The following is a 19822-nucleotide window of genomic DNA, read 5'->3' on the forward strand; positions in this document are numbered from 1 at the left end:
TGCCGTGCAGCCTGATTTATAGGAGGAAACGGACGCGTCGGGCGCCGGGCGTCAGCCCTGATCCTTATAGGCCATCTGCAATATGCCCCAATGACGGCCGCGCACATGGATGGCGGCGATCACCTGCTTCAGCAGGATGACCTCGCCCTCGGCGGTCAGGCGGCGATAGGCCTTGATGCAGAAGGGTTCGGTGATCTTGCACTGCTCGCGGGTGTCGGGGAAATCGAACACCACGCCCTGGCGCGAAAATTCCGCGTTCCATTTCTCGTCGCCCGGCCGCTGCGGCAGCGCGCGCTCGGGCATGGCAAGCGCGCCGAAGCTGTTGCGATCGGTGAAGGTCATGCCGAACAGCCCCTTGTAGCCGCGCGCCACTTCCTGCTGCGCGCGCGCCTCGGCCAGCATGATCGGCTGGATCGGATGGGTGAATTGCGGCGGATTGGTGCCCCGGATCGGCGCATAATATTCGCTGAAGACGTCGGCCTCGCTGATCCGGCCCTCGTTTAACGCCTGCTCGATCGCATGGCCCACGGCCTGCGCGGCGGTCAGGCTGAAGCGGATATAGGGCGAATCGGGAATGTCGACGCCGCTTTCCGCCAGATATTGCAGTAGCATGTTGGTGTCGTCGCTGGCGATCGACACCCGACCCGACAACCGTTGCAGGCCATCGGCATTGTCGCCCGACGTGCTCGACAGCGCCGACAGGCCGGTGCGGATCTCGCTGGCGGAACCGACCATCGACGCGATCCGCTCGGCCACCGCCTCGCTGTTGCTCGACAGGCCCTGCATCAGTGATCCCAGCCGGTCGACCAGCGCCTCGATATTCTTGGTGTCGGACAGCGCCGTGCGCGCCGTCTGCGCGCCATGGATGATGCTGTCCAGCATGCCGCCGGCTTCGCTGGTCAGCGCGCCGATCGACCGTTCGATCGTCTGGGTCGCGCTCGCCGTTTCCTGCGCCAGCTTCTTCACTTCGGCCGCGACCACGGCAAAGCCGCGCCCGGCGTCCCCGGCCCGTGCCGCCTCGATCGTCGCGTTGAGCGCGAGCAGATTGGTCTGGCTGGCGATGCCGCTGATCACGCTGGTGACATGGGCGACGGTCTTGAGCGCCTCGCCAAAGCCGTCGAGGCGGGAATGGATGCGGCTCACCTGTTCGATCAGGTCGACGAAATTGCCGTTCGCGGTCGACAGCTGCCGTCCCGAATCATCGATGATGGCGCGCGCGGCGACCGCCTTCTCGCGCGCGTCCTGGCCGACCAGCGACACGCTTTCGCCGTCGCGGGACAATTGCGACGCGGCGCCGCTGATCGCCTCGATCGTGCGCGCCTGCTGCGTCACCCGGTCCGCGAGTTCGCTGATGTCTGCCTGAAGGTCGAGCGTACGGATACCCAGGTCGCCGGATAATTTGGCGACCTTCATTACCGCTCGTGCGACGGTTCCCGATTGCGTTTCTGTGCCCACGGCAACTGGCTAGCCATGGATGGTAAAATATCGGTTATCATACTGACACGGATGTCAGCTTCGTCAGAGCGCACCGAGTAGAGCGAGGACCACACCACAGGCGACCAGCATCAGTCCCATCGCCTCGCTGCGCGCCATCCGCTCGCCCAGATAGAAATGGCCGAACGCCATGGTGAAGGCGACCTCGATCTGGCCGACGATCCGCACCAGTGCGACCGGTGCCGTGGCAAAGCCGGTGAACCAGCAGGCCGAACCCATCGCCGACAGGAAGCCGACCTGGCCCGACACGCGCCAACTGGTGAAGACCTTGCGCATCTCGCCGGGCTCGCGCAGCAACAGGTATCCGCCCTGCAACAGCGTCTGCAGCAGCACTGTGACGCTGAGCACGATCAGCGCGGCATGGATCGGATCGCCGCCGCCCACCTCCTGCGTCGCGCGGCGGATGCCGATCGCGGTCAGCGCAAAGAAGAATCCCGAAGCGATGCCGGTGATCGCCGCCGGCTGGCCCAGAGCGCGCAGGAAATCCATCACCCCCATCCGCTTGCCGCCGGTCGACAGCAGCATCACGCCGGCCACGCCGCAGCCGATGCCGGCGCAGGTTAGTGCGCTCAGCCGCTCGCCCATCAGCAGGAAGGACAGGATCGCCCCCTGCACCGCCTCGGTCTTGGAGTAAGCGGTGCCGACGACGAAATTGCGATGGCCGAACGCCATGATCAGCAAATTGGTGGCGATGATCTGGGCCAGCCCCCCGGCCAGGCAGAAGGGCAGGAACAGCCGCCCCAGTGCCGGGAAGGGCGCGGGAAAGAGAAGCTGATAGGCGCCAAGCAGGATGAGCGCGAAAGGTATGCCGTAAAGATAGCGGACCAGGCCCGCCGCATTGATCGACAGCGTCTTGCCCACGCGCCGCTGCACCGCGGTGCGCCAGGCCTGCGTGGCCCCGGCCATCAGCGTGGCGGGCAACCAGATCGGGGACGTAATCATGCGCGCCCTATAGCCCAGGCACGCGCCCCGTCACCCCATCATCATGAGGAATGCGAAGAACAGCGACAGCGACGCACAGGCAAAGCCATAAAGCAGCGGCAGCCGCAGCAAGGTGCCGCCGCGCGATAGCTGATAGGCGTCCTTGAACTGGCGATACATGTGCCAGGCCGCGAACAGCAGCAGCACGACCGTCACCAGCCCATGGGTGATGCCGACCGCCGTCACGATCATCGACAGCGAGAAGAGCAGCGACATGAAGGCGATCGAATAGGTCACATAGATCGCATGGTCATAGATCTTGAACCGGCGGCTGAACGGGAAGAGCAGCCACAGGAAGGGCAGGGATATGACGATCAGCAGCCAGGAGAATTTATAGGCATTGGCCTTGAGCTTGTAATAGGCGAATTCGGGATCCTTGGCGGCCGCGCTGATCGCCTTGCCGACCGTGTCGGCGACGCCCTTGTTGACGCCTTCGCCGGCCAGCGCATCGGTCAGGCCGCTCGCCATCGACAGGCCCTGCCGCTCGTCCTGCGCGTCCTTCAGTTTCTCCTGCAACGTCTCGCGCCGGCTCGCGCTGATCCCCGGCTCGGCCAGTTGCGCTTTCACCTTGGCGATATCGGCGTCGGCCTTGGCCGCTTCCTTCTTCAACTCGGCGACCGCCTCGCTGTTCATCTTCACCTGGTTGCGCGCGCCTTCCGGCCCATGATGGCTGGTCAGGGAGAAGATCGCGTACATCAGGAAGGCGCTGAACAGGAACAGGGCAAAGGGCGATACGAACTTGGCCCGCTCGCCATGGATATAGCGGCGCGTCAGCTGTCCGGGGCGCAGCGCCAGCTCGGGCAGGGTGGTGAAGATCTTGCCTTCGAAATGCAGCACGCCATGGGCCAGGTCATGGCCGATCGCGGCAAAGCTGCGGTGCAGATGCGCGGCCTGGCCGCATTCGGGGCAATAATTGCCCGTCACCGCCGTACCGCAATTCAGGCAGGCGCCATGGCCGGCTTCATGGGCCTCATGCCCGGCTTCCCCATGGCCCGGCTCGACCGCCCGTGCGAGCATGCCCCCGGTGATCGCGTCACCCGCTGCTTCGATTTCCCCTGTCATGGGCGGGGAGGATAACAAGGGTGTATGACGCTTGCCAGTCACCTTGGCGCGTCGATCGCATTGTGTTGCATTGTTACAACGCTCGGCAACATTCGGACATGGTTACGCGATCGGGGCGGCGGGCGTCACCGTCCCGCCACAAATCGCGCCTAGCGGCGATGGCATCCCGGACGGCAGGCGCAGGGGCGCCGCTGTCCCGGGCGCAAAAGCAATATTATCGGGGAATAACCTTGTCGAAATTCACTTTCGCACGGTCGGCGCTGCTGCTGACCACGGCTTTCGGTGCGCTGACCGGCGTCGCCCATGCACAGGAAGCGGGCGCTGACGCCGGCCAGCTCGACGAGATCGTCGTGACCGCCGAGCGCCGCTCGGAAAATCTGCAGAAGGTGCCCGTCTCGGTCGGCGTCGTGCAGGGCGATGCGCTGCGCAACCTGACCGCCGGCGGCGGCGACATTCTCGAACTCGCCGCCCGCGTGCCCGGCCTTTATGCCGAAACCACCACCGGCCGCATCTTCCCGCGCTTCTACATTCGTGGCCTTGGCAATATCGACTTCTATCTCGGCGCGTCGCAGCCGGTGTCGATCATCCAGGACGATGTCGTGCTGGAGCATGTCGTGCTGAAGTCGAACCCGGTGTTCGACGTCAACCAGGTGGAAGTGCTGCGCGGCCCGCAGGGTTCGCTGTTCGGCCGCAACACCACCGCGGGCATCATCAAGTTCGACACCATCCGTCCGTCGATGGAGTGGGAAGGTCGCGCCCAGGCCAGCTATGGCAGCTATAACACCGTCACTTTCGACGGCGGCATCGGCGGCCCGATCGTCGCGGACAAGCTCGCCTTCCGCGTTTCGGCCCTCTACCAGCATCGCGACGACTGGGTCGACAACACCTATGAAGGCCCCAGCGCCGACGGCACCGTGTCCCCCAAGAAGGACGCGATGGGCGGCTATAACGAGAAGGACGTGCGCCTTCAGCTGCTGATGACGCCGACCGAAAATGTCTCGATGCTGACCAGCGTCCATGCCCGCGACTATGACGGCACCTCGACCATCTTCCACCGCGCCGGCCTCACCAAGGGCAGCAACAGCGTGTCGGGCGAACCCCGTTCGAAGATCGCCCTCGACGAAGCGATGAACAACCCGCAGGCCTACAAGACCTATGGCGCGTCGGAAAATATCGCGATCGACATGGGTCCCGTCACCCTGACCTCGATCACCGCCTATGAAACCACCTCGGGCTACAGCCGTGGCGACACCGATGGTGGCGCCGCGGCCGACTATCCCGTGAACGGCGTTGCCAATGGCTATGGCCAGAGCCAGGGCCAGGTGCGCGATCTCGACCAGCTGACCCAGGAAGTTCGCCTCGCCAGCAATGGCGACAGCGCCTTCAAATGGCAGGTTGGCGGCATGTATTTCGACAGCCGCGACACCACCGACTTCTACCAGCGCGCCTATTTCCTGACCGGCGCCGCCAACAATCCCAACAACTGGGTGCGCCTGCGCAACAAGAATGAAAGCTGGGGCCTGTTCGGCCAGGCGAGCTACGAAGTCGTGCCGGGCCTGACCATCACCGCCGGCGGCCGCTACACCAAGGACACGAAGGAAACCCGTCTGGTCCGCGCCACCGCCAATGCGGCCGGCGTCTCGACCTATGCCGGTCGTCGCTATGTCAAGCTGACCGGCAAGGAACCGAGCTGGGACGTCAGCGCCCTCTATGAAGTCAGCCCCGAAGTCAGCCTCTATGCCCGCGTCGCGCGCGGCTTCCGTGGCCCGACCATCCAGGGCCGCTCGGCGGTGTTCAACAGCGACTTCACCACGGCGGATTCGGAAACGATCATGTCCTATGAAGGCGGCATCAAGACCAACCTCTTGAACAACCGGGTCCGCTTCAACCTGTCGGGCTTCGCCTGGAAGGTGAAGAATATCCAGCTCAACGGCAACGACGTGGACGGCAATGGCGTCCTGTTCAACGCCGATGCGGCCAAGGCCTATGGCCTGGAAGCCGATCTGGAAGCGCGTCCGTTCGACAATCTCACCCTGTCGGCCGGCCTCAGCCTGCTGCACAGCGAGATCAACGACAAGAATGTCTATGCCCAGGTCTGCGCGCTGAACGGCGTCGTCGTCTGCACCGTGCAGGATCCGACCGTTACCGTCGCTGGCCGTGGCGTCTTCGCCCAGATCGACGGCAACCCGCTGCCCAACGCGCCGAAATACACCGCCAACATCGCGGCCCGCTATGACGTGCCGCTGGGCAATGGCGGCAAGATCTTCGCGGCGACCGACTGGAACATTCAGGGCTACACCAACTTCGTCCTCTACAAGACGAAGGAGTTCTACTCGAAGGGCGACTTGGAGGGCGGCCTGAAGATCGGCTACACCGCCCCGGACGGCAAATACGAGATCGCTGCCTTTGCCCGCAACATCACGGGCGAGAAGAATATGAAGGGCGTGATCGAAAACTACATGGCGCCGGTGTTCAACGAACCCCGCATCATCGGCGTGTCGCTCAGCGGCAAGCTGTAAGACCTAGGTTATTCCTCCCCATCGCCAGATGGGGAGGAAGCTACGAAAAGGCGCGTCATCCCATCGGGTGGCGCGCCTTTTCGTCAGCTCGGCTTGATCGGCGCCAGCGTGACATTCTTCCAGTCGGGTTCATGATGCGGCGCGCGCCCCATCGTCCAGTTGGTCTGCAGCCGCACCAGCGGGTTGGGCGCGCACCAGATTTCTCCGCTGTCGCTGAGGCCCGTCACCCAGATCAGATTATGTTCCTGCCCATAGTCGATGACGGCGAAGGCATAACCCTTGCCCTTGCCTTCGATGATGACGGGCAAGGGCGGTTCGAGTTGCGTGAAGGACATGGATGAACTCCGGCTTTGGGTGCCGGAATAATGCGGCGCGCGGAACGGGGTTCCCGTCTCGCGCGCCGCCTTGATCCGTATCAATCACTTAATCCTCCCCATGCGTAGCATGGGGAGGGGAACAGCCGAAGGCTGGTGGAGGGGTAATGCGCCACAGCAGTCCAAAATCTGCCGCCCCATCGCATCAAAATCCCTGAAAATATCCACGGCCCGGACCCGCAGCACGCGATACCCCTGCGCCTGCGACCAGCCATCGCGCCGTGCATCATGCGCAACCTGCCCGGCCAGATCATGGCCGCTGCCATCCATCTCGATCGCCAGCCGCGCCGAGGGGCAATAGAAATCCAATATATAGGGACCGGCCGGATGTTGCCGCCGGAACTTCAGGCCATCGGGCCTGCCGCGCAGCCATTGCCACAACGCCACTTCGGGCAGGGAGAGGGCGCGCCTTAGGTTGCGCGCCTTCTCTACGGTTTCGCGTTTCGGGGGCATTGTCTATTTCCCCTCCACCGGCTTCGCCGGTCCCCCTCCCAAGCAAGCTTGGGGAGGAATATGCAGCTTACGCCCCTTCGAGCAGCTTTTCCTTCTTGATCTTCTCCTGCCACACCAGCGGGGCGAGGCGATGGACATTCTGGCCTTCGCTATCGACGGCGACGGTGACGGGCATGTCCTCCACCGTGAACTCGTAAATGGCTTCCATGCCCAGATCCTCGAAGCCCACGACCTTGGACGCCTTGATCGCGCGCGACACCAGATAGGCCGCGCCGCCGACCGCCATCAGATAGGCGCTCTTGTGCGTCTTGATGCTGTCGGTCGCGGCCGGGCCGCGCTCGGCCTTGCCGACGCAGGCGGCCAGACCCTGTTCCAGCATCATGTCCATGAACTTGTCCATGCGCGTTGCGGTGGTGGGACCGGCCGGGCCGACCACCTCGTCGCGCACCGGATCGACCGGACCGACATAATAGATCACGCGGCCCTTGAAATCGACCGGCAGGGTCTCGCCCTTTTCCAGCATGTCGGCGATCCGCTTGTGTGCGGCGTCGCGGCCGGTCAGCATCTTGCCGTTCAGCAGCAGGCGGTCGCCATGCTTCCAGCTCTGGACGACTTCGGGCGTCAGATTGTCGAGATCGACGCGGATCGCTTCCTTGCTCGGCTTCCAGTCGACCTGCGGCCATTCGGACAGCTTGGGCGCTTCCAGATAGGCCGGGCCGGAGCCATCGAGGGTGAAATGCGCGTGGCGGGTCGCGGCGCAGTTCGGGATCATCGCCACCGGCTTGCCCGCCGCATGGCAGGGATAGTCGTGGATCTTGATGTCCAGCACGGTGGCAAGGCCGCCCAGGCCCTGCGCGCCGATGCCCAGCGCATTGACCTTGTCGAAAATCTCGATCCGCAGTTCCTCGATCTTGTTCTGCGGGCCGCGCGCCTTCAGCTCGCCCATGTCGATCGGGTCCATCAGGCTTTCCTTGGCCAGCGCCACGGCCTTTTCCGCGGTGCCGCCGATGCCGATGCCCAGCATGCCCGGCGGGCACCAGCCCGCGCCCATCTGCGGCACCATCTCCAGCACCCAGTCGACGATCGAATCGCTGGGGTTCATCATCTTGAACTTGGTCTTGTTCTCGCTGCCGCCCCCCTTGGCCGCGACGTCGATGACGACCTTGTTGCCCGGCACCATCTCGACGTTCAGCACGCAGGGCGTGTTGTCCTTGGTGTTCTGGCGCGAAAAGGCCGGGTCCTTCAGGATCGACGCGCGCAGGCGGTTCTCGGGGTTGAGATAGGCGCGGCGCACGCCCTCATCGATGACGTCCTGCATCGACCGGCTGTTATCGTCCAGTCGGCACTCCATGCCCCACTTGACGAACACATTGACGATGCCGGTGTCCTGGCAGATCGGGCGATGCCCTTCGGCGCACATGCGGCTGTTGGTCAGGATCTGGGCGATGGCATCCTTCGCCGCCGGATTGGCTTCGGCCTCATAGGCGGTGCCCAATGCCCGGATATAATCCATCGGATGATAGTAGGAAATGAACTGGAGTGCATCGGCGACGCTCTCGATGAGGTCGGCGGTTTTGATGAGCGTCATCTACCCTGGTCCCTATATTTGCGGCCCGCCTCTGCACGGCGGGTCCCTGCAAGGCGGCGCTATAGGCCTTTGAGGCGACGAGTCCAGAAGAGGGTTGCGGTTCAGGACGCAAGCGGCCCGTCGGCAAAGGGAAAATTCTGCCACCAGGGCTGCATCTCGCGCAGCACCCGGGCAAAGCTGGGTCGCGCCTCCAGCCGGTCGAGATAGGCGCCCAGTACCGGGTGGTCGGCGCGCAGCGGCACGATCCGGTCGGCATAATGAAGCGAGGGCGCCGCCGCGCAGTCGGCCAGCGACAGATGATCGCCCGCCGCCCAGATGCGGCCAGCCAACCTTGCCTCCAGCAGATTATAGGCCTTGCGCAGCGCTGCCGCATTCTCCGCCACGCCATGGGGATCGCGCACGGCCTCGGGCCGCAGCCGATCACCGACCAGCGCCTGCATCGGCCCCATCACATAATTGTCGAACAGCCGGTCCATCAGCCGCACCTCGATCGCCGCGTCGCCGTCGACCGGGATCGGGCGGAAAGTGCCGGGCTCGTGCCGGCCCAGATATTCGACGATGATGCTCGCCTCCGCGATCACCGCGCCGCGCACCGGGTCATGCAGCAGCGGGAATTTGCCCAGTGGCCACAGTTCCCGCCATTCGGCCACTGCCTCGTCCGCTTCCAGGATGCGCGGGGTGAAGGGCGTGCCATTTTCGTAAAAGGCGATCAGCACCTTCCAGCAATAGGAAGAGAGGGGATGGTAATAGAGGATCATGCCTGCCTCCCGATCGAGCGCGCCGCCCGGATTCGTCCGCCTTCCCATCACCATAGCGCATCGGTGGGCGCTGTGCAGCAAGGTCGCAAATGGGATGATTCAACAAATGGTGGTCGCCCTTGCCACCATGCCGCCAGGTCATGATTTTGTCGCGGATCGGGCGACGCGCGGTTTTGCTTGGCAAGGCAAATTTATTTTAAATTTGCGTGGCGCCTCTTGCCTTTTCAAAGGCCCTAGAAAGTCCGCGCGTCGCCGTGCCATGGCATGGGGTGTCGGCGACGAAACGAATCTGGATGGCGATGAACGGAGTCCCCGAACTGTCATTTACCCTCTTGCGTGATCACGGGGGTGTGGCACTATCTGTGGTATCGGGACCAAGGGGGTCACCCAATAGATTGTGATTGCATTGCCGGACCTGCTTCCGGTGATAAGGGGCTTTTGCCCTTGCGGTCTGGTCGGTTGACCCCATTTCTGTCCCGGCCCGATTGGGTTCATGCTATGGTTTCAGGTGTCTCTGAACTGGTTGGACCGAATCGAACGGAATCAGGAATAATCGGGGGCTCGCATGGACTTTCGAGATAGTGAACAAGGTGGAAACGGCGACGTGGCGACGGTGATGGACGAGCGTATCGAGGATCTGGTGGACAAGGCCGAGCCCAAGGCCGCCAAGGACAAGGCGGTCGAGGCTGAGGCGTCTGCGTCTTCCAAGATTCATGCGCGTCGCTTTCATGTGGTGACGGATTCGTCGCGCGATGCGCTGCTGACCGAATTCGGCAAGGATACGCTGAACGACCGCTATCTGCTGCCCGGCGAAAGCTATCAGGATCTGTTCGCGCGCGTCGCCGCCGCCTATGCCGACGATGCCGATCATGCGCAGCGCGTCTATGACTATATCTCCAAGCTCTGGTTCATGCCGGCGACGCCCGTGCTGTCGAACGGCGGCACCGGTCGCGGCCTGCCGATCAGCTGCTATCTGAACAGCGTCGACGACAGCCTGGAAGGCATCGTCAACACCTGGAACGAGAATGTCTGGCTCGCCTCGCGCGGCGGCGGCATCGGCACCTATTGGGGCAGTGTGCGCGGCATCGGCGAACCGGTCGGCCTCAACGGCAAGACCAGCGGCATCATCCCCTTCGTCCGCGTGATGGACAGCCTGACGCTGGCGATCAGCCAGGGTTCGCTGCGGCGTGGTTCGGCCGCCTGCTATCTCGACGTCTCCCACCCGGAGATCGAGGAGTTCCTGGAAATCCGCAACACCACCGGCGACTTCAATCGCAAGGCGCTGAACCTGCACCATGGCGTGCTGGTCACCGATGCCTTCATGGAAGCGGTGCGCAACAATGACGAATGGACGCTGACCTCGCCCAAGGACGGGTCGGCGCGCGGTTCGGTCAATGCGCGCGCGCTGTTCCAGAAGCTGGTGGAAACCCGCCTGCGCACGGGCGAACCCTATATCGTCTTCTCCGACACGGTGAACCGGATGATGCCCAAGCATCACCGCGACCTGGGGCTCAAGGTCTCGACGTCGAACCTCTGCTCGGAAATCACCCTGCCGACGGGTCGCGACCATCTCGGCAATGACCGCACGGCGGTCTGCTGCCTCTCCTCCATGAACCTGGAAACCTGGGACGAGTGGAAGGATGAAGCGATGTTCGCGGAAGACATCATGCGCTTCCTCGACAATGTGCTCCAGGACTATATCGACCGTGCCCCGCCGGAAATGGCGCGCGCCAAGTATAGCGCCAGCCGCGAACGCTCGGTGGGTCTGGGCGTCATGGGCTTCCACAGCTTCCTCCAGGCGCGCAGCATCCCGTTCGAAGGCGCCATGGCCAAGTCGTGGAACCTGCGCATCTTCAAGCATATCAATGCCAAGGTGAACGAGGCATCGATGATGCTGGCGCAGGAACGCGGCCCTTGCCCCGACGCCGCCGATCAGGGCGTGATGGAACGGTTCAGCTGCAAGATGGCGATCGCGCCGACCGCGTCGATCTCGATCATCTGCGGCGGTACTTCGGCCTGTATCGAGCCGATCCCGGCGAACATCTACACCCACAAGACGCTCTCGGGCAGCTTCGCGGTGAAGAACCCCTATCTGGAAAAGCTGCTGGTCGAAAAGGCCAAGGATTCGAGCGCCGTGTGGAACTCGATCCTGGAACGCGGCGGCTCGGTCCAGCATCTCGACTTCCTGACCCCGGAAGAAAAGGATGTGTACAAGACCAGCTTCGAGATCGACCAGCGCTGGTTGCTCGAACTCGCCGCCGATCGCACCCCCTATATCGACCAGGCCCAGTCGCTGAACCTGTTCATCCCGGCCGACGTTGAAAAGTGGGATCTGCTGATGCTCCACTTCCGTGCCTGGGAACTGGGCATCAAGTCGCTCTATTATCTGCGCTCCAAGTCGGTGCAGCGCGCGGGCTTTGCGGGCAGCGGCGGGGTGGAGGCCGACAACACGATCGATGCCCCCAAGTTCGAGATCGGCGAGACCACCGACTATGACGAGTGCTTGGCCTGTCAATGATCCCCCGGATCATTGACCAGGAACGCCAAACTCTCCTCGCCTGCCAGTAAGCTCATTGGCCGTCACCCCAGCGAAAGCTGGGGTCTCAGGCGGAAAGCCGCCGACTTCGACGGCGCAAACAACATCACTAGGACAAGTCGCCATGCCCCTTCTTCAAGCTTCCAAGGTCTACAAGCCCTTCGAATATCCCTGGGCCTATGAATTCTGGAAGCGCCAGCAGCAGCTCCACTGGCTGCCCGAGGAAGTGCCGCTGGGCGAGGATTGCCGGGACTGGGCGCAGAAGCTCAGCGACCATGAGCGCAACCTGCTGACCCAGATTTTCCGCTTCTTCACCCAGGCCGACGTGGAAGTGCAGGATTGCTACCACGAGAAATATGGCCGCGTGTTCAAGCCGACCGAGATCAAGATGATGCTGACCGCGTTCAGCAACATGGAAACGGTCCATATCGCCGCCTACTCGCATCTGCTCGATACGATCGGCATGCCCGAAAGCGAATATTCGGCCTTCCTCCAATATAAGGAGATGAAGGACAAGCATGACTATCTGGCGACCTTCGGCGTCGACAGCGACGAGGATATCGCCCGCACGCTCGCCATGTTCGGCGGCTTCACCGAAGGGCTTCAGCTCTTCGCCTCCTTCGCCATGCTGATGAACTTCCCGCGCTTCAACAAGATGAAGGGCATGGGCCAGATCGTCACCTGGTCGGTGCGCGACGAAACGCTCCATTGCGAGGGCATCATCAAGCTGTTCCACGCCTTCTGCGCCGAACGCCAGTGCCTGACCCCGGCGGTCAAGGACGATATCATGGACATGTGCCAGAAGACGGTGCGCATCGAGGATGCCTTCGTCGACCTGGTCTTCGAAATGGGGCCGGTGCCCGGCATGACCCCCAAGGACATCAAGAAATATGTCCGCTACATCGCCGACTGGCGCCTGGGCCAGCTCGGCCTCAAGCCGATCTACATGATCGACGAGCATCCGCTGCCCTGGCTTACTCCGCTGCTGAACGGCGTGGAGCATGCCAATTTCTTCGAAACCCGCGCCACCGAATATTCCAAGGGCGCGACCCGCGGCCAGTGGAACGACGTCTGGAATGCATTCGACCGTCGGCAGTCGCTCAAGAGCAGCGATGCGGCGAACGCGGAAGAAGGCGACCCGGACATGTTCAAGGCGGCCGGCATCGCCGCCGAATAAGCGTCGGGCAGGATCGACATGAGGGGAGGCACGGCGGCGTGCCTCCCCTTTTTCGCGCCGTTTTCGGGTGGCGCACATCGCGTCCATAACGGACCAGTCTCGCGCCGCTATGCGATGCCCTGCGCTATGGTCCGGCCATGACCAGCCCGACAGATCCGCCGGCTCCGCCTTATTATGTCTTTGTCTGCAATGTCTGCGGCAGCGATCAGGTTACACGGGAAGCCTGGGCCGCCTGGGACGTCGCGACCCAGGCATGGGTGCTCAACACCGCGTTCGACTTCGCCTATTGCCATCGCTGCCTGGGCTATGCGCAACTCGATCAGCTTTTGCTGACCAGTTCGCCGGCCGCCTTGCCGACGCGCACTGCGGCCTTTCCGCCTGCATCGGGCTGACCGGGCGAGTGACGCTTCCTTAACGGCGGCGCCCTTATGCCCGTCACCATGTTCGGCGTCCGACTCCGCTCCCTCTTCACCAGCCGCTGGATGGCCTTGCTCTGGGCCGTGCTGGTGCTGCTCAGCGCGATCCAGTTCGTGGGCAGCGACGGCGGCGATCAGGTCGGCGCAGATCAGCCCGCGACGGCTGCTTTGGACGGTCTCGACAACAGTCAGCGCGCCGTCATCGCCAACGCGCTCTGAGGTGCCGGGCGGGCGCTCGGGTGCCGCTGTCCTATTTCTTCCCACCCACCTATGATGCTGTCCCGCCGTTCCGGTGGTCGGCAGGGAATTGTTCTGAAATGATAATAGTTGGAAATTAAATGTCAAAATGTGCGGGAAATGTGCGAAGTTAAGCGCGGCATTTCCTATTTCGGATAGCGCCCTCGCTTCTTTTGTTCCGTTCGTGCAACATTTGTTCAGCCGCGGCGTTCTAGCTTGCCCCGGTCAACAATTATCGAAAAGGGACAGGACCATGCATCGCTTTGCCAGAAGCATGATTGCCGCGCTTTCACTGGGCGCCATGGCGTTGACCGCCATGCCCGCCACCGCCCAGCCAGGGCAGGGCCATGGTCGCCCCGGCGGTCCTTCCTCGGGTCATGGCGGCCCCGGTGGTCCGGGCGCGCAACGTCCGCCCAGCCATGGCGGCAATCATGCCCAGCGTCCGCCCCAGGGGCGTCCCGGCGCGCAACGGCCACCACAAGGCGGTCGTCCCGGTGCCCAGCGTCCGCCGCAACACGGCCGGCCGGGGGCAGGCCGCCCGCCACAGCCCGGCCGTCCCGGCAATGGCCGTCCGCCCCAATATGGCCGTCCTGGCAACCATCGTCCGCCACCGCCGCCCCATGGCGGCTATCGTCGCCCCGGTCCGCCGGTCTATGCCTATGACTGGAACCGGCCCGATCCGCGCTATGGCGGGCGCTATCGGCCCGATCGCTATTATCGCGGCGGCTATGCCCCAATGCGGGTTGACCGCAACATGCGCATCTATCGCGGCTATGACGACCGCTATTATTGTCGCCGTTCGGACGGCACCACCGGCCTCATCATCGGCGGCGCGATCGGCGCGCTGATCGGCGGCCAACTGGATCGCGGCTATTCCAACACGGCGGGCATCCTGATCGGCGGCGGTGCCGGCGCGCTGCTCGGCCGCGAGATCGACCGGGGCAGCCTGAGCTGTCGCTAATTTGAAAAGGGGGCGGAAACGCCCCCTTTTTCAGCACCAGGGATGGCGTCGCCCATCCCAGGTCCGGGCCAGCCCTTCATCCACCAATTGGCCACCGATCGACCGGCCGTCGCGCATCACGATCCGCAGCGCGCGGCCATATTTGTCGGTCGCCCGCCCCTCGATCTCCAGCGAGAAGGGGCCGGCATTCATCAACTGCTGCAATCGGCTGGTCGCCCGCGCGCCCAGCGCGCCTTCCTCCGCGCAGCGCGGCCCATGGGTTTCGGGCGTGTCGATGTCGGCGATCCGATATTTCTCGCCCCGGAACCAGAAAGTGTCGCCATCGACGACGCAATTGGTGCCGCCGCCGCTGTGGCAATAGCCGAACTCGGCCGACAGCTGGTCGGCGCTGGCGTTCGACGGAGCGGTGCCGGTCGACGCCGTCGGCATCGCGATCTCGGGCGCCAGCCGCGTCCACCAGTCGGGCGCCTGCCAGCCGATCATCATCCCCATCGCGAGCACGAATATCAGGGTCTTGCCGCTGAAGCCGCCGCGCCGCGCTGCTTCCCGGCGCCAGAATGTGTCGATGCGGTCGGGGGTGAATCGGTCGGGGCGTCTGGACATGGCGCGCCCCTAGCAGGTTCAGAAAAAACAGTAGGTTAAATCTGATCCGGCCTGTCGCCATTTCGGGGTGAACCGGCTTTTGACTAGGATCAATGTCGCGATCGTGGGGGATGCCATGGTGCGCCGGCCTCAGCCCATGGAGATCGCCGCATGAACGCCGCCGCGTCGCCCAATGCCCCCATGACTCCCTATGTCCGCATCGGCGGCGAACCGGTCGTCCGCGCCATTGCCGACCGCTTCTATGACCTGCTGGAAAGCGATCCGGCCTATGCGCAGTTGCGCGCCATTCATGCCGCCGACCTCTCCGTCGTGCGCCACGGCCTCACCCGCTTCCTGTGTGGCTGGCTCGGCGGGCCGCGCGACTGGTTTCAGCGCGGCACCTGCATCATGTCGCTGCACCGCGCCTTTCCGATCACGCCGCAACTGGCCGATCAATGGGCGACGGCGGCCGCCTGCGCCATCGCCGGGCAGGAGGATCTCGACACCGACATTGCCGACGCCATGGCGCAGGCGCTCGGCCATATGGCGCGCGGCATGATCAATTTCGGTCTCGCGCCGGCACAGGCGCAACCGGCCTAAAGGCCGGGATAGGCGCTTTTTGCTATTCCCCTCCCGTAGACGGGAGGGGGCACTGCTCGTTTGCAGGCCGTCAGCGCTGAATATCGATCACTCCTAGTCGTCATCCTCGTTCAGGATTTCGTCTTCCTCGCCGTCATCCTCGTCGTCCATGCGCGGCTCGCCGTCGAATGCCCCTTCATCGATCCGGCCGGATCGGTTCATCTCGTTCATCTTGTCGACCAGGTCGGGGACATCATCGGGGATGATCTGCGCCGGGTTGGTCCGCCCGCCATGCTCGCTCTCTTCGCTCAGGTCGCTGGTCCGGCCCAGCGCATCGTCGGCAACGTCGTTCGCCTGGGTGCCGGTGTCGGCCTGTTCGCTATTCTCTTCGCTGTTGTCGGGGCTGTCATCGGGGAAGGGGCGATTGTCGGGAAGCGTCATGGCGTGTCTCCTTGAAAAGGGCGTGCCCCTCCCAAACGTCCACACCATGGCCCCGTTCCGTGCCTGCGCGCCGGGAAACGGCTGGACAGCGCCGGACCAAGGGGGCAAAGGCCCTGTCGATCCTTTCGCACTGCAACAGGAATCCCTCCATGTCCCGCCAGCTCATTTCCTCCGGCTCGCCCTTCGAGGCGCAGGTCGGCTATTCGCGCGCCGTCGTCCAGGGCGACTGGTGCTTCGTCGCCGGCACCACCGGCACCGATCCCGAAACCAAGATCATGCCCGACAGCGTGGTCGATCAGGGCGTCAACGCGCTCAAGGTGATCGGCAAGGCGCTCGAAGACGCCGGCTTCTCCTTTGCCGATGTCGTGCGCGTCACCTATTATATCACCGACCCTGCCTATTGGGACGATCTGGGCAAGGCCACTGCGCCCATCTTTGGCGAGATCCGCCCGGCCGCCAGCTGCGTCGTCGCTGGCCTCATCAAGCCGGAGATGAAGATCGAAATCGAAGTCACCGCCTTCAAAGGGTAACAGGGACACATCATCATGATTACCATGTACGGCATCAAGAATTGCGACACGATCAAGAAGGCCCGCAACTGGCTGGATAATGAGCGCGTCGCCTATAATTTCCACGACTATAAGGTCGCCGGCGTCGACAAGGAAAAGCTGGAGGAATGGGTGATGGAGCATGGTTGGGAAACCATCCTCAACCGCTCCGGCACCACCTTCAAGGCACTCGACGCCGGGGACAAGGCGCATATCGACTCGGACAAGGCGATCCTGTTGATGATCACCAACCCCTCGATGATCAAGCGCCCGATCCTCGACACCGGCAAGGGCACGATCGTCGGCTTCAAGGCGACGACCTATGAAAACGCGCTGAAAGGCGTGATGGCGTGATCGGACGGGGGCTGCTGGGCATCGGGGCATTGCTGATGATGGGCCTGCTCCCCCTTTCCGCCGTCCGGGCCGCCGACCCGCTGATCATCGCGCATCGCGGTGCCAGCGGCGAGCGGCCCGAACATACGCTCGCCAGCTATGAGCGGGCGATCGACCAGGGCGCCGACTATATCGAGCCTGATCTGGTCCTGACCAGGGACGGCGTGCTGGTCGCCCGGCACGAAAATGAGATTGGCGGCACCACCGACGTCGCCGACCATCCCGAATTTGCCGATCGCCAGACGACCAGGACGATCGACGGCGTGGAAATGACCGGCTGGTTCACAGAGGATTTCACCCTCGCCGAACTGCGCACCTTGCGGGCGCGCGAACGCCTGCCTGATCTGCGCGCGCCCAATGTCCGCTTCAACGACCTCTATCTCATCCCGACCTTCGAGGAGATATTGAAGCTGGTCCGTGCCAAGGAGGCGGAGCAGCATCGTCGCATCGGCCTCTATCCCGAAACCAAGCATCCCAGCTATTTCGCCAGCATCGGCCTGCCGCACCAGCAGGCGCTGCTCGATCTGCTCGGCAAATATGGCTACACCAATGCCGACGATCCGGTCTTCATCCAGTCGTTCGAGGTCGGCAACCTCAAGGCCCTGCATGAAGCGACCCGGCTGCGCCTGATCCAGCTCGTCGATGCAGAAGGCGGCCCCGCCGACGAGCCCGGCACCAGCTATGCCGACATGATGAGTGTCTCCGGGCTGGAGGCGATCGCCGGCTATGCCACCGGCCTTGGTCCGTCCGCCGCCATGGTGCTGGCGCCCGAAGGTGCGACCGCTCTCGTCGGCCGCGCCCATGATGCCGGGCTTCAGGTTCATATCTGGACGCTGCGGATGGAAAACAGCTTCCTGCCCGATCCGTATAAGCGGCCGGACGATCCGCAGGGGCGGGGCGATTTTGCCGGCTATGTCCAGGCGATCGCCGCGACCGGCGTCGACGGCATTTTCAGCGACTTTCCCAAACAGGCGCGCGACGCTCTGAGTGGTTCAAAGCCCTGATCGGCAACATCGCATAAATTAAAGCGGATTTTCCCTTCTCTACCCTCCGGCTCGACTTGCCAAAGCCGGATCGCAGGCGAATAACGAACAGACCATGTTGTCCCAGAAGACCCGTTACGCCATCCGCGCGCTCCAGCATCTTGCCGACCGCTATCGCCAGGGGCCTGTGCCCCTCAACGAGATTGCGACGCGCCAGAATATCCCGGCGAAATTCCTGACGGTGATCCTGTCCGAATTGTCGCGCGAAGGGCTGGTGGCGACCCAGCGCGGCCGCGACGGCGGCTATTGGCTGGCACTGGCGCCGGTGGACATCAGCTATGGCGATATCGTCCGCCTGACGCGGGGGTCGCTGGCGCTCACCCCCTGCGCCAGCCGCTTCGCCCATGAAAGCTGCACCAACTGCCTGCCGGAAAGCGAATGCCGCCTGCACCGGGTGATGCTGCGCGTCCGCGACGAGACCGCCAAGGTACTCGACAGCATCAGCCTCGCCGAACCTTTCGCTGCCGAAGGGCTGGGGTAGGGCGCCGCAGGAGCAGGGTCGCGGACGGCCTTGCACTCGCCCCGCCGCTCCGCCACATCGGCATCATGACCACGCCGCCGCTCAAAGCCACCCTGATCCCCGTCACCCCGCTGCAGCAGAACTGCACCCTCTTCTGGTGCACGGAAACGATGCGCGGCGCCTTTGTCGATCCGGGCGGCGACCTGCCGGTGCTGAAGAAGGCGGCGGCGCAGCATGGCGTCACGATCGAGAAGATTCTCGTCACCCATGGCCATATCGACCATTGCGGCCAGGCCGGCGTGCTGGCCCGCGACCTCGATGTCCCGATCGAGGGACCGCATGAGGAGGATCGCTTCTGGATCGACCGCCTGCCGCAGGATGGCGAGCGCTGGGGCATTCCGGGCGAAAGCTTCGAGCCGAACCGCTGGCTGGTCGATGGCGACCAGGTGAGCGTCGGCAATCTGACCTTCGACGTCTATCATTGCCCCGGCCACACGCCGGGCCATGTCGTCTTCCACCATGCCCCGAGCCAGCTCGCGATCGTGGGCGACGTGCTGTTCAAGGGCTCGATCGGCCGCACCGACTTCCCGCGCGGCAACCATCAGGACCTGATCGACGCGATCACCGGCAAGCTCTGGCCGCTGGGCGGCCAGACTGCCTTCGTCCCCGGCCATGGCGAGATGAGCAACTTCGCCTATGAACGGCGCACCAATCCCTATGTGGCGGATTCGGTCCTCAGTTAAACTTGGGCCATCGCCGGGGGGGCAGGCACGGCGCGAGTCGCGCCATAGGCGACATAGAGCGCCGCCACCGCCAGGCCGAGCATCACGATCCAGGTGAGCAGCGCGCCGCCGGCGCGCCAGGCCGTCGGCTTGTCCGCGTCCATGCCAAAGCCATGGGCGATTCGCGCCAGTACATAGATCATCGCCCCGATCCACAGCCACAGCGGCGCGCCGATCGCCATTTCGACGAGGCCGAAGAGAATCAACACGATCGGCGTATATTCGATGAAATTGGCGTGCGCCCGCATCCGCCGCGCCAGCAGCATGTTCCCCGAGTCGCCGTGCAGAAGCTTCGCGCCCACGCGGATTCGGGCGCAGCGGACCGCCAGCCAGAAATTGATGAGCGCACAGGCCGCAGCCAGTGTGAGCGTGATCGGCAACAACATGGGCATCCCCCTATCCAACAGGCCGCCACCATAGGCGCGGCGGCTCGGCGGG

23 protein-coding genes are annotated in these 19822 nt (G+C 63.8%); 13 read left to right on the top strand and 10 right to left on the bottom strand.

Features of this window, described 5'->3' with window-relative positions; all coding sequences use genetic code 11:
* Positions 1-51: 51 nt before the first annotated feature.
* From GGQ90_RS07275 to GGQ90_RS07285, 3 genes are all read right to left on the bottom strand, one after another.
* Positions 52-1413, bottom strand: a complete 1362-nt coding sequence (locus GGQ90_RS07275) for a methyl-accepting chemotaxis protein (protein WP_188081511.1) — start codon at positions 1411-1413, stop codon at positions 52-54.
* Positions 1414-1518: 105 nt separating this feature from the next.
* On the bottom strand, positions 1519-2436 hold the full coding sequence (locus GGQ90_RS07280; RefSeq protein ID WP_188081512.1) for a DMT family transporter: 918 nt from the start codon (positions 2434-2436) through the stop codon (positions 1519-1521).
* Between the two features lie 30 nt (positions 2437-2466).
* Positions 2467-3537 (bottom strand): DUF3667 domain-containing protein, encoded by a 1071-nt coding sequence (locus GGQ90_RS07285; RefSeq protein ID WP_188081513.1) that lies wholly within the window; start codon positions 3535-3537, stop codon positions 2467-2469.
* A gap of 230 nt (positions 3538-3767) precedes the next feature.
* On the opposite strand from GGQ90_RS07285, the gene GGQ90_RS07290 reads away from it, so the two are divergent.
* Positions 3768-6056: a TonB-dependent receptor gene (locus GGQ90_RS07290; protein WP_188081514.1), complete on the top strand. Its 2289-nt coding sequence runs from the start codon at positions 3768-3770 to the stop codon at positions 6054-6056.
* A gap of 83 nt (positions 6057-6139) precedes the next feature.
* Here GGQ90_RS07290 and GGQ90_RS07295 read toward each other — a convergent pair whose 3' ends face one another.
* The 4 genes from GGQ90_RS07295 to GGQ90_RS07310 all read right to left on the bottom strand — a co-directional run bounded on the left by GGQ90_RS07295 (position 6140) and on the right by GGQ90_RS07310 (position 9229).
* Entirely contained in the window at positions 6140-6391 is a 252-nt protein-coding gene (locus GGQ90_RS07295) for a hypothetical protein (protein WP_188081515.1), read from the bottom strand.
* Between the two features lie 84 nt (positions 6392-6475).
* Complete coding sequence (locus GGQ90_RS07300; RefSeq protein ID WP_188081516.1) at positions 6476-6883, bottom strand: endonuclease domain-containing protein; 408 nt, start codon at positions 6881-6883, stop codon at positions 6476-6478.
* A gap of 67 nt (positions 6884-6950) precedes the next feature.
* On the bottom strand, positions 6951-8471 hold the full coding sequence (locus GGQ90_RS07305) for a fumarate hydratase (RefSeq protein WP_188081517.1): 1521 nt from the start codon (positions 8469-8471) through the stop codon (positions 6951-6953).
* Between the two features lie 101 nt (positions 8472-8572).
* Positions 8573-9229 carry a glutathione S-transferase family protein gene (locus GGQ90_RS07310; protein ID WP_188081518.1) on the bottom strand — a complete coding sequence of 219 codons (657 nt, stop codon included), beginning with the start codon at positions 9227-9229 and terminating at the stop codon, positions 8573-8575.
* Positions 9230-9335: 106 nt separating this feature from the next.
* Between GGQ90_RS07310 and GGQ90_RS07315 the strand changes: the two genes are divergently transcribed.
* The 6 genes from GGQ90_RS07315 to GGQ90_RS07340 all read left to right on the top strand — a co-directional run bounded on the left by GGQ90_RS07315 (position 9336) and on the right by GGQ90_RS07340 (position 14556).
* The gene (locus tag GGQ90_RS07315; protein ID WP_188081519.1) at positions 9336-9569 is read left to right on the top strand and encodes a hypothetical protein; all 234 of its coding nucleotides are present in this window, start codon (positions 9336-9338) and stop codon (positions 9567-9569) included.
* A gap of 225 nt (positions 9570-9794) precedes the next feature.
* Positions 9795-11747: a ribonucleoside-diphosphate reductase subunit alpha gene (locus GGQ90_RS07320; RefSeq protein ID WP_246428162.1), complete on the top strand. Its 1953-nt coding sequence runs from the start codon at positions 9795-9797 to the stop codon at positions 11745-11747.
* A gap of 142 nt (positions 11748-11889) precedes the next feature.
* Positions 11890-12942, top strand: coding sequence for a ribonucleotide-diphosphate reductase subunit beta (locus tag GGQ90_RS07325; protein ID WP_188081520.1), 1053 nt, complete (start codon positions 11890-11892; stop codon positions 12940-12942).
* Between the two features lie 137 nt (positions 12943-13079).
* A complete protein-coding gene (locus tag GGQ90_RS07330) occupies positions 13080-13334 on the top strand; it encodes a hypothetical protein (RefSeq protein ID WP_188081521.1) in 255 nt (84 codons plus the stop codon).
* A gap of 48 nt (positions 13335-13382) precedes the next feature.
* The gene (locus tag GGQ90_RS07335; RefSeq protein ID WP_188081619.1) at positions 13383-13577 is read left to right on the top strand and encodes a hypothetical protein; all 195 of its coding nucleotides are present in this window, start codon (positions 13383-13385) and stop codon (positions 13575-13577) included.
* A 271-nt stretch (positions 13578-13848) separates the two neighbouring features.
* Entirely contained in the window at positions 13849-14556 is a 708-nt protein-coding gene (locus GGQ90_RS07340; RefSeq protein ID WP_188081522.1) for a glycine zipper 2TM domain-containing protein, read from the top strand.
* Between the two features lie 30 nt (positions 14557-14586).
* On the opposite strand, the gene GGQ90_RS07345 is transcribed toward GGQ90_RS07340, so the two are convergent.
* Positions 14587-15159: a thermonuclease family protein gene (locus GGQ90_RS07345; RefSeq protein WP_188081523.1), complete on the bottom strand. Its 573-nt coding sequence runs from the start codon at positions 15157-15159 to the stop codon at positions 14587-14589.
* Positions 15160-15309: 150 nt separating this feature from the next.
* On the opposite strand from GGQ90_RS07345, the gene GGQ90_RS07350 reads away from it, so the two are divergent.
* Entirely contained in the window at positions 15310-15738 is a 429-nt protein-coding gene (locus GGQ90_RS07350) for a globin domain-containing protein (protein ID WP_188081524.1), read from the top strand.
* Positions 15739-15831: 93 nt separating this feature from the next.
* On the opposite strand, the gene GGQ90_RS07355 is transcribed toward GGQ90_RS07350, so the two are convergent.
* On the bottom strand, positions 15832-16158 hold the full coding sequence (locus GGQ90_RS07355) for a hypothetical protein (protein ID WP_188081525.1): 327 nt from the start codon (positions 16156-16158) through the stop codon (positions 15832-15834).
* A gap of 149 nt (positions 16159-16307) precedes the next feature.
* Here GGQ90_RS07355 and GGQ90_RS07360 point away from each other — a divergent pair, with 149 nt between their 5' ends.
* From GGQ90_RS07360 to GGQ90_RS07380, 5 genes are all read left to right on the top strand, one after another.
* Positions 16308-16688 (top strand): RidA family protein, encoded by a 381-nt coding sequence (locus GGQ90_RS07360; protein WP_007711207.1) that lies wholly within the window; start codon positions 16308-16310, stop codon positions 16686-16688.
* Positions 16689-16703: 15 nt separating this feature from the next.
* Complete coding sequence (locus GGQ90_RS07365; protein ID WP_188081526.1) at positions 16704-17060, top strand: ArsC family reductase; 357 nt, start codon at positions 16704-16706, stop codon at positions 17058-17060.
* Positions 17057-18103, top strand: a complete 1047-nt coding sequence (locus tag GGQ90_RS07370) for a glycerophosphodiester phosphodiesterase family protein (protein WP_188081527.1) — start codon at positions 17057-17059, stop codon at positions 18101-18103. The genes GGQ90_RS07365 and GGQ90_RS07370 overlap by 4 nt, the downstream gene beginning before the upstream one ends.
* A gap of 94 nt (positions 18104-18197) precedes the next feature.
* A complete protein-coding gene (locus GGQ90_RS07375) occupies positions 18198-18623 on the top strand; it encodes an RrF2 family transcriptional regulator (protein ID WP_004209947.1) in 426 nt (141 codons plus the stop codon).
* Between the two features lie 65 nt (positions 18624-18688).
* Positions 18689-19345 (top strand): MBL fold metallo-hydrolase, encoded by a 657-nt coding sequence (locus GGQ90_RS07380; protein ID WP_188081528.1) that lies wholly within the window; start codon positions 18689-18691, stop codon positions 19343-19345.
* Here the strand turns inward: GGQ90_RS07380 and GGQ90_RS07385 are convergent.
* A complete protein-coding gene (locus tag GGQ90_RS07385; RefSeq protein WP_188081620.1) occupies positions 19342-19770 on the bottom strand; it encodes an MAPEG family protein in 429 nt (142 codons plus the stop codon). The two genes, GGQ90_RS07380 and GGQ90_RS07385, sit on opposite strands and share 4 nt — an antisense overlap.
* Between the last annotated feature and the right edge of the window lie 52 nt (positions 19771-19822).

Source organism: Sphingobium scionense, assembly GCF_014197035.1.
Lineage (GTDB): Bacteria > Pseudomonadota > Alphaproteobacteria > Sphingomonadales > Sphingomonadaceae > Sphingobium > Sphingobium scionense.

What these genes read in the sequence shown, in the direction of transcription:
- GGQ90_RS07385 (WP_188081620.1), bottom strand. Translation starts at nt 19,770, where the DNA reads ATGTTGTTGCCGATCACGCTCACACTGGCTGCGGCCTGTGCGCTCATC.
- GGQ90_RS07355 (WP_188081525.1), bottom strand. Translation starts at nt 16,158, where the DNA reads ATGACGCTTCCCGACAATCGCCCCTTCCCCGATGACAGCCCCGACAAC.
- GGQ90_RS07360 (WP_007711207.1), top strand. Translation starts at nt 16,308, where the DNA reads ATGTCCCGCCAGCTCATTTCCTCCGGCTCGCCCTTCGAGGCGCAGGTC.
- GGQ90_RS07275 (WP_188081511.1), bottom strand. Translation starts at nt 1,413, where the DNA reads ATGAAGGTCGCCAAATTATCCGGCGACCTGGGTATCCGTACGCTCGAC.
- GGQ90_RS07295 (WP_188081515.1), bottom strand. Translation starts at nt 6,391, where the DNA reads ATGTCCTTCACGCAACTCGAACCGCCCTTGCCCGTCATCATCGAAGGC.
- GGQ90_RS07365 (WP_188081526.1), top strand. Translation starts at nt 16,704, where the DNA reads ATGATTACCATGTACGGCATCAAGAATTGCGACACGATCAAGAAGGCC.
- GGQ90_RS07380 (WP_188081528.1), top strand. Translation starts at nt 18,689, where the DNA reads ATGACCACGCCGCCGCTCAAAGCCACCCTGATCCCCGTCACCCCGCTG.
- GGQ90_RS07330 (WP_188081521.1), top strand. Translation starts at nt 13,080, where the DNA reads ATGACCAGCCCGACAGATCCGCCGGCTCCGCCTTATTATGTCTTTGTC.
- GGQ90_RS07335 (WP_188081619.1), top strand. Translation starts at nt 13,383, where the DNA reads ATGTTCGGCGTCCGACTCCGCTCCCTCTTCACCAGCCGCTGGATGGCC.
- GGQ90_RS07320 (WP_246428162.1), top strand. Translation starts at nt 9,795, where the DNA reads ATGGACTTTCGAGATAGTGAACAAGGTGGAAACGGCGACGTGGCGACG.
- GGQ90_RS07305 (WP_188081517.1), bottom strand. Translation starts at nt 8,471, where the DNA reads ATGACGCTCATCAAAACCGCCGACCTCATCGAGAGCGTCGCCGATGCA.
- GGQ90_RS07285 (WP_188081513.1), bottom strand. Translation starts at nt 3,537, where the DNA reads ATGACAGGGGAAATCGAAGCAGCGGGTGACGCGATCACCGGGGGCATG.
- GGQ90_RS07280 (WP_188081512.1), bottom strand. Translation starts at nt 2,436, where the DNA reads ATGATTACGTCCCCGATCTGGTTGCCCGCCACGCTGATGGCCGGGGCC.
- GGQ90_RS07310 (WP_188081518.1), bottom strand. Translation starts at nt 9,229, where the DNA reads ATGATCCTCTATTACCATCCCCTCTCTTCCTATTGCTGGAAGGTGCTG.
- GGQ90_RS07375 (WP_004209947.1), top strand. Translation starts at nt 18,198, where the DNA reads ATGTTGTCCCAGAAGACCCGTTACGCCATCCGCGCGCTCCAGCATCTT.
- GGQ90_RS07315 (WP_188081519.1), top strand. Translation starts at nt 9,336, where the DNA reads ATGGTGGTCGCCCTTGCCACCATGCCGCCAGGTCATGATTTTGTCGCG.
- GGQ90_RS07300 (WP_188081516.1), bottom strand. Translation starts at nt 6,883, where the DNA reads ATGCCCCCGAAACGCGAAACCGTAGAGAAGGCGCGCAACCTAAGGCGC.
- GGQ90_RS07345 (WP_188081523.1), bottom strand. Translation starts at nt 15,159, where the DNA reads ATGTCCAGACGCCCCGACCGATTCACCCCCGACCGCATCGACACATTC.
- GGQ90_RS07340 (WP_188081522.1), top strand. Translation starts at nt 13,849, where the DNA reads ATGCATCGCTTTGCCAGAAGCATGATTGCCGCGCTTTCACTGGGCGCC.
- GGQ90_RS07325 (WP_188081520.1), top strand. Translation starts at nt 11,890, where the DNA reads ATGCCCCTTCTTCAAGCTTCCAAGGTCTACAAGCCCTTCGAATATCCC.
- GGQ90_RS07350 (WP_188081524.1), top strand. Translation starts at nt 15,310, where the DNA reads ATGAACGCCGCCGCGTCGCCCAATGCCCCCATGACTCCCTATGTCCGC.